The organism is Amycolatopsis thermalba (assembly GCF_023376025.1).
In the GTDB taxonomy this organism is placed as follows: Bacteria; Actinomycetota; Actinomycetes; order Mycobacteriales; family Pseudonocardiaceae; genus Amycolatopsis_E; species Amycolatopsis_E thermalba.
Genome location: NZ_CP091196.1, coordinates 2,946,319 through 2,960,801, shown reverse-complemented (window position 1 = coordinate 2,960,801; position 14,483 = coordinate 2,946,319). Strand labels below are relative to the sequence as shown.

General features: G+C 73.4%; 12 protein-coding genes. 4 read left to right on the top strand and 8 right to left on the bottom strand.

Annotated features, from left to right (window positions below):
* Window positions 1-532 precede the first annotated feature (532 nt).
* Both L1857_RS14270 and L1857_RS14265 read left to right on the top strand, forming a co-directional pair.
* Entirely contained in the window at window positions 533-1,804 is a 1,272-nt protein-coding gene (locus L1857_RS14270) for a phospholipase D-like domain-containing protein (RefSeq protein WP_249465293.1), read from the top strand.
* 90 nt (window positions 1,805-1,894) lie between these two features.
* Window positions 1,895-2,767, top strand: a complete 873-nt coding sequence (locus tag L1857_RS14265; protein WP_116109551.1) for an exodeoxyribonuclease III — start codon at window positions 1,895-1,897, stop codon at window positions 2,765-2,767.
* Between the two features lies 1 nt (window position 2,768).
* Here L1857_RS14265 and L1857_RS14260 read toward each other — a convergent pair whose 3' ends face one another.
* The 7 genes from L1857_RS14260 to L1857_RS14230 all read right to left on the bottom strand — a co-directional run bounded on the left by L1857_RS14260 (window position 2,769) and on the right by L1857_RS14230 (window position 10,670).
* Window positions 2,769-3,851: an ABC transporter permease gene (locus L1857_RS14260; RefSeq protein WP_249465289.1), complete on the bottom strand. Its 1,083-nt coding sequence runs from the start codon at window positions 3,849-3,851 to the stop codon at window positions 2,769-2,771.
* The gene (locus L1857_RS14255) at window positions 3,851-4,735 is read right to left on the bottom strand and encodes an ABC transporter ATP-binding protein (RefSeq protein WP_116109553.1); all 885 of its coding nucleotides are present in this window, start codon (window positions 4,733-4,735) and stop codon (window positions 3,851-3,853) included. The genes L1857_RS14260 and L1857_RS14255 overlap by 1 nt, the downstream gene beginning before the upstream one ends.
* 83 nt (window positions 4,736-4,818) lie before the next feature.
* On the bottom strand, window positions 4,819-5,487 hold the full coding sequence (locus L1857_RS14250) for a response regulator (RefSeq protein ID WP_094005119.1): 669 nt from the start codon (window positions 5,485-5,487) through the stop codon (window positions 4,819-4,821).
* On the bottom strand, window positions 5,484-6,788 hold the full coding sequence (locus tag L1857_RS14245; RefSeq protein WP_233157218.1) for a sensor histidine kinase: 1,305 nt from the start codon (window positions 6,786-6,788) through the stop codon (window positions 5,484-5,486). Before L1857_RS14245 ends, L1857_RS14250 begins: the two co-directional genes overlap by 4 nt.
* Before the next feature lie 9 nt (window positions 6,789-6,797).
* Complete coding sequence (locus L1857_RS14240; protein ID WP_249465287.1) at window positions 6,798-8,294, bottom strand: NHL repeat-containing protein; 1,497 nt, start codon at window positions 8,292-8,294, stop codon at window positions 6,798-6,800.
* The gene (locus tag L1857_RS14235; protein WP_116109555.1) at window positions 8,287-10,032 is read right to left on the bottom strand and encodes a flavin-containing monooxygenase; all 1,746 of its coding nucleotides are present in this window, start codon (window positions 10,030-10,032) and stop codon (window positions 8,287-8,289) included. The genes L1857_RS14240 and L1857_RS14235 overlap by 8 nt, the downstream gene beginning before the upstream one ends.
* A gap of 53 nt (window positions 10,033-10,085) precedes the next feature.
* Window positions 10,086-10,670: a TetR/AcrR family transcriptional regulator gene (locus L1857_RS14230; RefSeq protein WP_094005122.1), complete on the bottom strand. Its 585-nt coding sequence runs from the start codon at window positions 10,668-10,670 to the stop codon at window positions 10,086-10,088.
* An 83-nt stretch (window positions 10,671-10,753) separates the two neighbouring features.
* On the opposite strand from L1857_RS14230, the gene L1857_RS14225 reads away from it, so the two are divergent.
* Window positions 10,754-12,268: an MFS transporter gene (locus L1857_RS14225; protein WP_116109557.1), complete on the top strand. Its 1,515-nt coding sequence runs from the start codon at window positions 10,754-10,756 to the stop codon at window positions 12,266-12,268.
* Here L1857_RS14225 and L1857_RS14220 read toward each other — a convergent pair whose 3' ends face one another.
* A complete protein-coding gene (locus tag L1857_RS14220) occupies window positions 12,269-13,387 on the bottom strand; it encodes an NDMA-dependent alcohol dehydrogenase (protein WP_094005124.1) in 1,119 nt (372 codons plus the stop codon).
* Window positions 13,388-13,497: 110 nt separating this feature from the next.
* Between L1857_RS14220 and L1857_RS14215 the strand changes: the two genes are divergently transcribed.
* Window positions 13,498-14,424 carry an AraC-like ligand-binding domain-containing protein gene (locus L1857_RS14215; RefSeq protein ID WP_249465285.1) on the top strand — a complete coding sequence of 309 codons (927 nt, stop codon included), beginning with the start codon at window positions 13,498-13,500 and terminating at the stop codon, window positions 14,422-14,424.
* Window positions 14,425-14,483: the final 59 nt, after the last annotated feature.

The window sequence follows — 14,483 nt, the reverse complement described above, 5'->3', positions numbered from 1 at the left end:
GGTCGACGGAGAAGGGCGGTCAGCACGGCGATCGCGTGGTCGGCCAGGTCCACCTCCGAGAGCCAGTGCCGTTGCCGCCGGTCCCGCTCCCAGGACCGGGCTCGCCGGGCCGGGTGGCACGAACCGGATCTCCTGCTGGATCGCACCGGTGTCCGCGCGCTGCCACCGCGCGCCGGTGGGGGGCTCCGCACCGGGTTCGACCTCGATCGTCACCGCGTGGCCGCGCTCGGCGAAGTCCGCGGACCACCGTCCTTCCCAGCCGCGCAGCGCCTCGCGTTGCCGCCGCCACTCGGTCATCCGCCCATCTTGCCCGGCGGAGTGGCCCGATCTGTAGTGACATGGGAGGAATGAAGACGTTCCGCTCGCTCCTGGACAAGGTGGACGAACGGCTCGGCGACGGGTTGGAACACGCGCTCTGCTCCCACCACGAACGCCGCCTGCGCCGGCTCGGCTGGGGGAGGTCCTCGAACCCACCGGCGCCGAGGACCGCTTCGGCGGGCGCGCCGCCATCCGGCACGGCAACCGCCTGGAGGTGCTGGTCGACGGGGAAGAAGCGTTGCCCGCCATCGCCGCCGCGATCCGCGGCGCGAAGTCCCACGTCCACATCGCCAACTGGCACGCCAGCCCGGACTTCCGCCTCACCCGCGAACCGGACGCGCCGACCCTGCGCGACCTGCTCGCCTCGACCGCCCAGCGCGGCGTCGACGTGCGGCTGCTCGTGTGGGCCGGTCCGCCGGTGCCCGCCTTCCAGCCCACCCGCGGGCTCGTCCGCGCGGAGCGGCGCAAGTTCACCGAAAACACCGCCGTCCGGTGCGTTCTCGACGGGCGCGAACGGACGATGCACTGCCACCACGAGAAACTCGTCGTCGTCGACGACGAGGTCGCCTTCGTCGGCGGGGTGGACTTCACCGCGCTGGAGGGCGATCGCCACGACAGCCCCGAACACCCGCCGGACCGGCCGATCGGCTGGCACGACCTGATGACCCGCCTGCGCGGACCGGTCGTCGCCGACGTGGCCGAGCACTTCCGGCAGCGGTGGACCGAGGTGGCGGGCGAGGACCTGCCCCGTCCCGCGGTGCCGGAGCCGGCCGGCACCAGCAACGTGCAACTGCTGCGCACGGTGCCGGACAAGACCTACGCCTTCGCCCCGCGGGGCGAGTTCACCATCCTCGACGCCTACCTGCGCGCCCTGCGCTCGGCCCGGCGGCTGGTGTACCTGGAGAACCAGTTCCTCTGGTCACCGGAGATCGCCGAGGTGCTGATCGACAAGCTGTGCCACCCGCCGGACGACGACTTCCGCGTGGTCCTGCTGCTGCCGCGCAAACCGAGCAACGGCGCGGACACCACCCGCGGCCAGCTCGGCCGGCTGCTGGACGCCGACGACGGCAACCGCCGCCTGCTGGCCACCACGATCAGCAGCCACGACGGCGACTCCGCCGCGCCGGTGTACGTGCACGCCAAATTGGGCATCGTCGACGACGAGTGGATGACGATCGGCTCGGCCAACCTCAACGAGCACTCCCTGTTCAACGACACCGAGGTCAACGTCGCGACCGACGACCGCGACCTGATCCGGGCCACGCGCCTGCGCCTGTGGGCCGAGCACCTGAGACGCCCCGCGCCGGAGCTGGACACCGACCCGGCGCACGTCGTCGACACCCTGTGGCGCCCGATCGCCGAGGACCAGGCCGAGCGGGAACGCCGTGGCGAACCGCGCACGCACCGGCTCGTGCTGCTCCCCGGGGTGTCCCGCCGCGCGGAACGGCTGCAGGGCCCCCTGCGCGGCCTGCTCGTGGACGGCTGAACCGGGGCGGCCGCCTCGGGCCGCCCCGGCCGGGAAACCGTCTGACGCGTCCTCTCTTGCGGGACGCGGCGCGGGCCGATCCGCACTAGCGTGGACACCGTGCGTGTGGCGACCTGGAACGTGAACTCCGTGAAGCAGCGGGTGCCGAGGCTGCTGCCGTGGCTGGACCAGCGGCAGCCGGACGTGGTGTGCCTGCAGGAGACGAAGCTGTCCGACGACGCCTTCCGCGACCTGCTCGGCGACGAGCTCGCCGCCCGCGGCTACGAGACCGCCCTGGCCGGTGAACCGCGCTGGAACGGTGTGGCGATCCTGTCCAAGGTCGGTCTGGCGGACGTCGTCACCGGCGTGGCGGGCGCGCCGGGCTTCCCGCACCCGGAGGCCCGCGCGGTGGCCGCGACCTGCGGCGGCGTGCGGATCCACTCGCTGTACGTGCCCAACGGCCGCACCCCGGGCTCCGACCACTACCAGTACAAGCTGGCCTGGCTCGCCGCGCTGCGCGACGTCGTCGCGGGCGGCCCGGACGCCACCATGCTCTGCGGCGACATGAACATCGCCCCCACCGACGCCGACGTGTTCGACCCCGCCGCCTACGAGGGCCACACGCACGTCACGCAGCCCGAGCGCGCCGCGCTGGCCGCGCTGACCGATCTCGGCCTGCGGGACGTCGTCCGCGACCGCTGGCCCTCCGAGCGGGTCTTCACCTACTGGGACTACCGCGCCGGGATGTTCCACCAGGACCTCGGCATGCGCATCGACCTGGTGCTGACCTCGGCCCCGGTCGCCGGGCGCGTCGCGGCGGCGTGGGTGGACCGCCACGCGCGCAAGGGCACCGGTCCCAGCGACCACGCCCCGGTGATCGTCGACCTGGACGAGGCGCCCGACGGCGACATCGGCCCGGTCGTGCCGCCGCCGTCGGCGCCCCGCGCCCGCCGGGGCAGGGTCACGCTGCCGCAGTCGAAGTGAGTCAGGTGGCGCTGCGCCACGCCCGGCGCAGCGCCACCTTGCCGCCCATCTGCAGCAGCGCGCCCGAGTACAGGCGGGCGGCCAGCAGCACCACCAGCACCACCGACGCGCACAGCACCCCCAGGGAGAGCAGCGCCTGCCAGGTGTGCGCGTCGCCGGTGAACATGCGGACCGGCATCGCGACGGCGGCGGAGAACGGCACGTAGGACAGGACCGCCATCACCGCGGCGTTGTCCGAGAACACCATCACCATGAAGTAGGGCCCCATGACCAGCAGCATGACCAGGCCGATGCTGGATCCGAGGTCCTCCTGCCTGCTCACCACCGCCCCGGCGACCGCCCACATCCCCGCCAGCAACACGAAACCCACGCACACGAACGGCACGAACCAGCCCAGCGCGGGCGCGACGACCCCGAGCAGCGCCGTCTGACCGCCCAGCGACATCGCGGCCGGCGCGGCGACGGCGAGCACCACGAGCTGTCCCACCGCGAGCGCGGTGTGCCCCAGGACCTTCCCGGCCAGCAGCGCCCGCACCGGCGCGGTCACCACGAGGATCTCCACGATCCGCGTTTGCTTCTCGGTGACCGTGCTCTGCGCGATCGCCATGCCGCCCAGGCCGATCATGAGGAACACCAGCGCGAACACCAGGATCACGAGCTGCTGCGCGCCCTGCCCCACGGCACCGGGTTCGAGCAGCTCCACCGGTGGCGCGGCGCTCAGCGCCTGCACCACGTCGTCCGGCGGACTGGACAGCCCGAGCACGCGAATCCCGCCGGCGTCGGTCAGGATCGCGGCATCGACGTCCCCGGTGCGCACCAGGTCGCGGGCGGCGGCGACGTCGGCGACCTCCCGGACGTCCAGGCCGGCACCGGACACCGACTGCACCGCGGCCGGTCCCACGGCCGCCACGGACGGCGGGCCGCCCGCGAACACCGACGGCAGCACGGCCGCCGCGAACAGCCCGGCCACGGTCACGACGAGCCCGATCCAGAACCCCTTGGACCGCAGGAACATGGCGATCTCGCGCTCGGCAACCAGCCGGGTCTGCACCCAGAACGAGGCGCGGTCGGTCACGGACGTCATCACACGGCCTCCTTGAAGATCTCCTCGAGCGAGGGCACGACCGGCACGAAACCGCGCACTTCCCCGCGCCGCAACGCCGAGGCGAGCACCCGCTGCTCCCCACCGGCGTCGCCGGTCAGGTCGAACACCGCCCGCGGGCCGTCGACCTCGACGACGTCGATGCCCGGCTCGTCGCGCACCCATCCGGCGTCCCCGGCGACGACGAGTTCGAACCGCGCCGTCCCGTACCGGGCGTACAGCTCGTCGCGGGTTCCGCTCGCCTTGATCGCCCCGCCGGAGATGATCACCACGTCGTCGCACAGGCGCTCGACGAGCGCGAGCTGGTGGCTGGAGAACAACACCGGCACCCCGGCGGCGGCCCGCTCCCGCAGCACGCCCAGCACGATGTCGACGGCGAGCGGGTCCAGCCCGGAGAACGGCTCGTCCAGGATCAGCATGTCCGGCTCGTGCACGAGGGCGGCCGCGACCTGGGCCCGCTGCTGGTTGCCCAGGGACAGCTCCTCGAGCCGGTCGCCGGCCCGGTCGGCCAGTTCCAGCTGCTCCAGCAGCTTGGCGGTGGCGTTGCGGGCCGCGGTGTCGCCGAGCCCGTGCATGCGGCCGAGCCAGGCGATCTGCTCGGCGACCTTCATCTTCGGGTAGAGCCCGCGTTCCTCGGGCATGTACCCGAACCGCCGGCGCTGCGCGGCGGTCATCGGGCGGCCGCACCAGGCGACGGTGCCGCCGTGCGCGGCCAGCACCCCCAGCACGATGCGCATGGTCGTGGTCTTGCCCGAGCCGTTCGCGCCGAGGAAGCCGGTCATGCGCCCGGGGCGGACCTCGAAGGACACGTCGTCGAGGACGCGGTGCCCGCCGAAGCTCCGGGACAGGGACGTCAGGGTCAACATGTCCGGAAACGCTAGGCGAGCGCGGCGTCCCGGTCGTCCGGCCGGCGGCCGAATTCGCGGGTCCTCCTGGCGGAGGACCCGGCTCAGGCGGTGCCGGGCGCGACGATGCCGTGCTCGTAGGCGAACACCACCGCGGACGTGCGGTCGCGCAGGCCGAGCTTGCGCAGGATCCGCGACACGTGCGTCTTGACGGTGGTCTCGCCGAGGACCAGTTCGGCGGCGATCTCGCCGTTGCTCGCGCCGCGCGCCATCAGCACCAGGACCTCGAACTCGCGATCGGTCAGCTCGGGCGGGCGGTGCCCGGTCGCCGGCGCGGGCGTGGTGAACCGGCTGATCACCCGCCGGGTCACGGCCGGGGAGAGCAGGGCGTCGCCCCGGGCGACCACGCGGACCGATTCGATGAGGTCCTCCGGGGAGGCGTTCTTGAGCAGGAACCCGCTCGCTCCCGCGCGCAGCGCCTCGAACAGGTAGTCCTCGCGGTCGAACGTGGTCAGGATGACCACCTTGACGCCCGCGTCGGCGGGCCGGTCGCCGAGGATGCGGCGGGTGGCTTCCAGCCCGTCGAGGCCGGGCATCTGCACGTCCATCAGGACCACGTCGGGGCCGGTGCGCGCGACGACCGCGACGGCCTCGGCGCCGTCGCGCGCCTCGCCCACGACCTCGATGCCGGGCTCCGTCCCGAGGATGACCCGGAAGCCGGCCCGCACCAGGTCCTGGTCGTCGGCGAGCACCACCCGCAGCGTGTCGGTCACGGTCGCGTCAGCTCCTCACGGTCGGCGGCCGGGATGGGCAGGCTCGCGCGGACCAGGAACCCGCCGTCGCGGCGCGGGCCGGCCTCGAACTCGCCGCCGTGCACGGCGGTCCGCTCCCGCATGCCGAGCAGGCCGAACCCGCCTTCGGACGTGACATCGCGGCCCCGCCCGTCGTCGGTGACCTCGATCTCCAGGCTGGCGTCGAGGAACCGCACCCGCACCTCGGCGCTGCGGGCGCGGGCGTGTTTGACCACATTGGTCAGTGCCTCCTGCACGACCCGGTACGCCGTGAGCGCGACGCTCTCCGGGACCGGGCGCGGCTGCCCGTATTCGCCGTAGCGCACCTCGATCCCGGCCGCCCTGGTGGCGGCAGCCAGCCGCGGCAGCTCCGCCAGCCCCGGCGAGGCCTCGTGGTCCGCGGCGGGGTCCGGTTCGCCCTGGGGATCGGCGCGCAGCACGCCGAGCAGCCCGCGCAGCTCGCTGATCGCGGTGCGCGCGGTCTCCTCGACGGTGTGCAGGGCCGAGGCGGCCAGCTCCCGGTCGGTGCCGAGGACCCGGCGGGCGGCGGAGGCCTGGATGCCCATGACGGACACGTGGTGGGCCACGACGTCGTGCAGGTCGCGGGCGATGCGGATGCGTTCGGCGACGATGGCGCCGCGGGCGTTCTCCTCCTGGGAGGCCCGCAGCTGGTCCGCGCGGCGGGTCAGCTCGGCCCGGCCGCGCGCCGACCGCCACGCCAGGTCGCCGAAGAAGTAGGCCGCCAGGAAGAACATCAGGTTGAACACGACCTGGTAGAGCACGGTCGCCAGCACCGGGTCCAGCGGCCCGCGCGCGTCGGGGAACGGCGCGGGCTCGACGAGGAACCAGATCAGCCCCACGGCGAGCCAGGTGAACATCGCGACGATCACGCCGATGCGCGTCCATCGGGCCCACCGGCGGTTGCGCGACCACGCGCCCGCGCTGTAGATCGCCAGGAACAACGCGACCGAGGGCATGAACCCGTCGCCGATCCGGCGCACCTGCGCGGCGATGAACACCACACCCACCACGGCGAGGACGACCAGCGGGAACCGGCGGCGCAGCGCCAGGGGCAGGGTGAGCGCCGTGGTCCACAGCAGCTGTTCGGTCAGGGCGGGCGCGGACTCGAACACGTAGGCGCCCATACTGTTGACCAGCACGAGCATGCCCGCCGAGGTCAGCAGGACCAGCAGGGCCAGCAGGACGTCGTGGCGCCGCTGGCGGGCGGTCGGCCCGGGCCGCTGCCACCTGCTCCAGTCCGGCTCGTCCTCCGCTGTCCCCACGGGCCCAACCTACCCACCGGGCGGCACCCGCACGACGGTGCCCTCACCGTTGGCCGCCACGTACAACGCGCCATCGGGAGCGACCGCGACGCCCGCGAAGCGCCCCGGCAGTCCCGGCATCCCGTGCGCGAACAACGGCTCCCCCGCCGGAGGCAGGACCGCCAGGTCCGCCACCGCCACCCGGGTCTCCCCCGTGCCCAGACCGACGGCCGTCAGCCGTCGCGCGCCGGCCTCGACCACGAACAGCTCCTGATCCCGCACCGCGATCCCCTGGGGCGCGTCGAGTCCCTCCGCCACCGGCACCGCGTCCGGCAGCCGCACCACCGTGCCCCGCGTCTCGTCGCTGGCGTACCACACGCCGCCGGCCGTCGCGACGTCCACCGGGCGTGCCAGGCCCTCGGCGAGCACGCTCAGCTCGTCGTCCGCGTCGATCGCCACCACGCGGCCCGCCGCGGATTCGGCCACCACGAGCATTCCGTCCGCCGCCGCGAGGCCCATCGGCTGCGCGAGCCCCGCCGCCCGCGTCCGCGCCGTGCGCAGCGCCGGGTCGTAGGTGCGCACGTCGCCGTACTGCGACGTCACGTGCAGCAGTGACCCGTCCGCGACGATGCCGTGGCTGAACACCAGCAGCTCCCGCATCGTCACGCCGGTCGCGGCCACGCTCGTGACGCGGTAGTGGTCGCCCGTGAACACCGTGCCGCCCGAATCCACGGCCACCCCGAACGGGCCGGCCAGCCCGGGCGGCACGATCTGGCGGGTGCGGCCGTCCGGGTGCACCTCGGCGATTCCGCCGCCGGCGAAGCTGGACACGAACATCCGGTTGTCGTCGTCGAACGCGGCGTTGTCCAGACCGGCGATCCCGGTCTCCACAATGGACCGTCGATCCGCCCCGATGCGCGTCACGATCCCGGCCGCGCCCCGCGACAGCACCAGCAGGGTCCCGCCCCGGTCGAACCGCACCGCGACCGGCTCGTGCACGCCGGAGGCCACCAGCTCCGGCGGCCCGCCGTCCGGCGAGACGCGGAACACCTCGCCGGTGGCCATGTGCGGGTAGTACAGGAACCCGTCCGGTCCGAGCTGCATCGCGTTGCCCATCGCCAGGCCGTCCGCGAGCACCACCGGCTCCCCGCCGCCGGGGAACAGCTCCAGCACCCGGCCGCCCATCCGCATCTCGTTGACGAACAACCGGTTCCCGGCGCACGCGATGCCGTTGGGCAGCGCCACGTCGTCCGACACGAGCGTGTACCGCCCGTCCGGCGCGCGCCGCCACACCCGGCCCGGCACCAGGTCGGTGACGTACATCGACCCGTCGGCGCCGAACGCGAGGTCGTCCGGCGAGCGCACCGGGCTGCCGGGGCCCACCACCACCTCGGTCTCCCCCGAGGCGAGGTCCACCGCGCTGATCAGTCCGCTGAGGAACTGCGCGACGTACAGCCGACCGTCCGGCCCGAACGCGACCCCGTTCGAGCCGCGCATCGGGGCGGGCGGGACGATCCGGCTACCCACCGAGGACCTCTTCGATGCCCGGCCCCTGGCGCCACGCGCGCAGCAGCTCGTGGAACGCGACCGGCCCCTCACCGAAGGACTGCCGTTTCCGCGGCTTGCCCTCGTTGTTGTAGTAACCGGGTGTGCAGTCGGCGAGGAACCGCTCCAGGTCCGGCGCGGTCCGCTCGATCGTGCGCAGCCACGCCTCCTCGGCCGCCGCGGTGGGTTCGACCGGCACGCCGCGCTTGCGGGACTCGGCGACCACCGCGCCGACGTGCGTGGCCTGCTCGTCCAGGACGTGCACGAAGTTGACCGAGCTGGCGTTGTGCAGCGGGCCGAGGTGGAACAGGTTCGGGAACCCGTGGCTGTAGAAGCCGTGCAGCGTGCGCGGCCCGGTGCGCCAGCTGCCCAGCAGCGACCGGCCGTCCCGGCCGAAGACCGGCAGCCGCCCGGTCAGGACGTCGGATTTGCCGACCTCGAACCCGGTGGCGAAGATGATGCAGTCCACTTCGTACTCTTCGCCGCCGACGACCAGCGCGCTGCCGGTGATCCGCTCCACTCCGCCGAAGTCGGCGGTGTCCACGAGGGTCACGTTGGGACGGTTGAAGGTCTGCAGGTACTCGTCGCTGAACCCGGGCCGCTTGCACGCGTAGCGGTACCAGGGCTTGAGCTTTTCGGCCGTGGCCGGGTCCTCGACGATCGCGTCCACACGGGCGCGCAGCTCGGTCATCTTGCGGAAGTCGGCGAGCTCCTCTTCCTCGGGGGTCATCGCGCGCATCGCGGTGGGGGTGAGGTTGCCCAGCAGCCCGGCGCTGCTGGTCCACGAGTCGGCCACCAGGTCCTCCGCCACCGGATATCCGGTGATCACGCGGAGGAAGTTCTCCCGGCGGCGTGCCGCCCAGCCCGGCTCCAGGGACGCGGCCCACTCCGGGTCGGTCCGCCGGTTGGCGCGGACGTCCACTGAGGACGGCGTGCGCTGGAAGACGTAGAGGTGTGCGGCGTCGCGGCCGAGGTGCGGCACGACCTGCAGAGCGGTCGCGCCCGTGCCGATCAGCGCGACCCGCTTGGCCGCCAGCCCGGTCAGGCCACCGTCCGCGTCGCCGCCGGTGTAGCCGTAGTCCCACCGGCTGGTGTGGAAGGTGTGGCCGGTGAACGTCTCGATCCCGGGGATGCCGGGCAGCTTCGGCCGGTCCAGGGTGCCGCCCGACACCACCACGTAGCGGGCGCGGATCCGGTCGCCGCGGTCGGTGGCCACGATCCACTCCGGATCGTCCCACCGCAGCTCCGTGACGCCGGTCTGGAAACACGCGTCGCGGTAGAGGTCGTAGTGCCGTCCGATCGCCTGCGCGTGCCGGAGGATCTCCGCGCCCGGGGCGTACCGCCATTCCGGCACGTACCCCAGCTCGTCCAGCAGCGGGAGGTAGACGTAGGACTCGATGTCGCAGTGGATGCCCGGATAGCGGTTCCAGTACCACGTGCCGCCGAAGTCGCCGGCCTTCTCGACGACCCGGATGCTCTCCACCCCGGCCTCACGCAGCCGGGCACCGGCGAGCAGGCCGCCGAAGCCGCCGCCGATCACCACCGCCTCGACCGTGTCGTGCAGCGGCTCGCGGGTGAATCCGGGGTCGGCGTAGGGATCGTCGGCGTAGTACCCGAAGGCGCCCTCGGTGCTGCGGTACTGGGCGGCGCCGTCGGGCCGGATGCGGCGGTCGCGTTCGGCGCGGTACTTGGCGCGCAGCGCGGCCGGGTCGAAATCCATGCGGAGCCCCCTCTTAAATCAACTGAGTGATTTAAGAGTAGCAGCTCCGGTGATCACGGACGAGCGAGGAAGTCGTCCACCAGGCGCGCGCAGAAGGCTTCGTCGCTGGGCCGCCGGAGGATCAGGGCGTTGAACAGCAGCGGGCCGACGAGCCGGGCGGCCGCGAAGTCGACGTCGGGGTCACCGGGCAGGCAGTCGGCGAGGACGACGTCGAACGGGCGGCGGTAGGTGTCCACGACGTGGTCGCGCAGCGCGGCGAGGCGGCCGCGTTCCCCCTCGTCGGGCGGGCCACCGAGGCCGATCGCCGCCATCCAGACCAGTGCCGCCATCGCCGGCGCCCCTTCGATCTGCGCGGCCTGAGCCAGCACCAATCGGAGCAACCGGTCGCGCGGAGTGCCCTCGGCGGGCGCGTCCAGCGGCGGCAGCAGCTCCTGGAAGGCCGCCGCCAGGAGTTCGGTGTTGTTCGGGAAGTGCCGGTACAGCGTGGATCGCGCGACGCCGCTGCGCGAGGTGACCGCCTCGATCGTCACCGCGCGGACGCCGCCCTCGGCCAGCAGGGCGACGGCCGCGGACAGGATCGCCGACCGCGACCGGTCCAGCCGCGGATCACGCCGGCCCGGCACCTGCTGCGTCGTCACGCCCGGATCCTCCCAGACCTGGTTTCAGAACTGCCAGTACTGCTACGATACCGACAGTTTCGTTTCCTGCCGAGCGAGGTGGCATGCGCGTCGTCGCACGGTCCGAGGTCTCGTCGTCGTCCGCCGCGCGCCGGGCCTGGACCGTGGCCGTGATGTGCTCGGCGGTCGGCCTGGTGATCGCCATGGTCACGATCGTCAACACCGCCCTGCCCGCGCTGGCCGCCGACACCGGGGTCACGCAGGCGCAGCAGACCTGGATCGTGGACGTCTACACGCTGGTGCTGGCCGCGCTGGTGCTGCCGATGGGCGCGCTGGGCGACCGCCACGGCCGCCGGGGCGTGCTGGTCATCGGGCTGGTGGTGTTCGCACTCAGCTGTGCCGCTCCCCTGCTCGCCGAATCGCCGGCCTGGCTGATCACCGCGCGGGCGCTGACCGGGCTGGGCGCGGCGATGATCATGCCGGCCACGCTGTCGATCATCAACGCGAGCTTCCCCCCGGAGCGGCGCGGCCACGCGATCGGCATCTGGGCGGCCGTGGCGGGGCTGGGCGGTCTCGGCGGGCTGATCGTCGCCGGGCTGCTGCTGGAGCACTTCTCGTGGCATTCGGTGTTCCTCGGCCCGGCCGCGCTGTCCCTGCTGCTGGCGCTGGCCTGCGTCACGGTGCCGACCTCGCGCGAGCGGGTGCCCCACCGGTTCGACACGGCCGGCGCGGTGCTCGGCGCGGTGTCCATCGGGGCGCTGGTGTTCGGCATCCTGCGGGCGGCGGAGGTGGGCTGGGCCGACGCCGAGGTCATCGTGGCGCTGGCCGCCGGGGTGGTGCTCGCCGGCGTCTTCGCGTGGGTCGAGGCGCGGCACGCGGCTCCGCTGCTGGACGTGCGGTTGTTCGGCAACCGGGCCTTCGCGACCGGGTCGGTGTCGGTGACCGTGCAGTTCACCGCCGCGTTCGGCGCGCTGTACGTGCTGGCGCAGTACCTGCAGCTGGTGCAGGGGTACGGGCCGCTGGAGTCGGGCCTGGTGCTGTGGCCGATCGCGGTGTCGCTGCTGCCGCTGTCGATGGCCTCGGCCGCCATCGCGCGGCGGCTCGGGCTCGGCCCGCTGACGTGCCTCGGGCTGCTCGTCGTGGTCGCCGGCGTGCTGCTGCTGGGACGGCTCGGGCCGGACAGCTCCTACCCGGAACTGGCGGTCGCGGTGTGCGTGCTGGGCGGCGGGCTCGGGCTGACCGCGCCCGCGGCCACCAGCGCGATCCTGGACAACGTCCCGCCGGACAAGTACGGCGTGGCCTCGGCGGTCAACGACGCGACGCGGGAAATCGGGGCGGCGCTGGGGATCGCGCTCGCCGGGAGCGTGCTGTCGGCGACCTACACCCCGGCGGTGCGCCCGGCGACCGAGGCCCTGCCCGCGGCGGCGCGGGAGGCCGCGGACGGTTCGCTCGCCGGGGCGCTGGCGGTGGCCGGACAGTCCGGCCCGGCGGGCCGGCCGATCGCCGACGCCGCCCGGGCCGCGTTCGCCGACGGGATGTGGTTCAGCCTGCTGGCCCTGGCGGGCATCGTCACCGCCGGCGTCGTCGCCGCCGCGTGCCTGCGCCCGCCGAAGGGCTGATCAGCTCTCGTGCAGGATGACGCCGCGGATGTTGCGCCCGGCGTGCATGTCGGCGTAGGCCTGGTTCACCTCGTCCAGGCGGTACGTGGTGGTGATCAGCTCGTCGAGCTTGAGCGTGCCCGCCTGGTACATCCGGGCCAGCCGGGTGATCTCGAAGGCCGGCGTGCCCATGCCGAAGATGACGCCCTGGATGCGCTTCTGCATCATCGACAGCGCCCACAGGTTGATCGGCAGGCCCTCGTCCTTGACGTCGCCGATGCCGGTGACCACGACGGTGCCGAACTTGCCGATCGCGTTGACCGCCTGGGCCACGTGGTCGCCGGTGGTGACGCCGACGGTGACGATGGCCGAGTGCGCGCCCTGCCCGTTGGTGACCGACCGCGCGAAGTCGGCGGCCTCGTCGATGCCGGCGAACGCCTTCGTCGCACCGAACTCCAGCGCCTTGTCGCGTTTGAACGCGACCGGATCGACCGCGAGCACGTGCGCGGCTCCCCGGGCGCGGGCACCCTGCACCGCGTTCATGCCGACACCGCCGACCCCCATCACGATCACGGTGTCACCGGCGGAGACCTCCGCGCCGTACTCGGCGGAGCCCCAGCCGGTGGGCACGCCGCAGGACAGCAGGGCGGCGACGTGGAACGGGATCTCCGGGTCGATCTTCGTCAGGGAGAACTCCGGGACGATCGCGTGCTGGGCGAACGTGCCGACCATGGTCATCTGGGCGACGTCCGCGCCGTCCAGGTGCGCCCGGTAGGTGCCGTCGGCCATGCAGCCGCTCAGCGCGTACATGCCGAGGTCGCAGAGGTTGCCGCGGCCGGACGAGCAGGCCTCGCAGCGCCCGCAGGAGGGCACGAACTGCGCGACGACGTGGTCGCCGACGGCGAGGTTGCGCACCCCGGGGCCGACCGCCTCGACCACACCCGCGCCCTCGTGCCCGCCGATCAGGGGCAGATGCGGGGTCGGCATGTCGCCGGTGGTCGCGTGGTCGTCGGAGTGGCACAGCCCGGCCGCCACGAAACGGACCCGGACCTCGTGCTCCTTCGGCTCGTCCAGGTCGATGTCCACGATCTGCCACTTGCCCGGCTGTTCGAGCAGCGCGGCCGCACGGGTTCGCATCATTGCCCACCTTCACCTCTACAGACGCCGACCTGGCGAAGGTAGAACAGGTTCTAATTCGCGTCAAGCGCGCCGGGCTCGACAGACGGCCCGCGCGGGGCGACAATCCCGGGATGGACCGGCAGTCCCGGGTGGAGCTGAGCACCGCGCAGGTGCCCGCGGCGGAGGCGTTCGCCTACTGGCGGGAGATGATCTGCGAGACGTTCGTCCAGCTGAGCGCCGCTCCGGTGGCCGGTGGCGCGTTCGCCGGGCGGATCGAGCACGTGCCCGTCGGCACGCTCGAACTGTCCACTGTGGTCGCCGGCGGGCAGGTGGTCCGCCGCACCCGCAGCCTGATCGCCCGCGGCGCCGACGAGTACCTGCTCGCCAGCATCCAGCTCCACGGCCGCGGGCGCGTCGAGCAGGACGGCCGCGTCGCGGAACTGACCAGCGGCGACATGGCCTTCTACGACAGCACCCGCCCCTACACCCTGCGCTTCGACGACGACTTCCGGCAGCTGGTCGTCCAGGTGCCCAAACACGAACTGGCCCTGCGCGACACCCGCGCCCTCACCGCCCGCGCGCTCGGCCCCGGGCCGGGCCAGGTGGTTCCCGCCTTCTTCACCTCCCTGGCCGGCGCCGCCAAGGACAGCCCGCACACCTCCGCCCCGCTCCTGCCGCACGCCCTCGGCCTGCTGTCCGCGGCGGCCTCGTTCGCGGCCCGCACCGAGCCCGGGCCCGATCCGGCGCGCGCCCTCGTCCGGGAACGGGCCGTCGCGTTCATCCGCCGCAACCTGGCCGACCCCCGCCTGGACGTGGACCGGGTCGCGCGGGCCTGCCGTGTCTCCCGCCGCACCCTGTACCGGGTCTTCGCGCCGGACAGCGTGGCCGCCGAGATTCGCCGGATCCGCCTCGATCACGCCCGCGCGCTGCTGCTCGAACACCCGGACCGGCCGGTCGCCACCGTCGCCGCGCGCTGCGGCTTCGACAGCGAGTCCGGGTTCCACCGCGCCTTCCGCGCCGAGTTCGGCACGACCCCGGGTGGCACACGCGGTCAGTGACCCCGGCACACGCGGTCGGTTCCCCCGGCGCCCGGCCGCCGCAGAATGCCCTCCAGCAA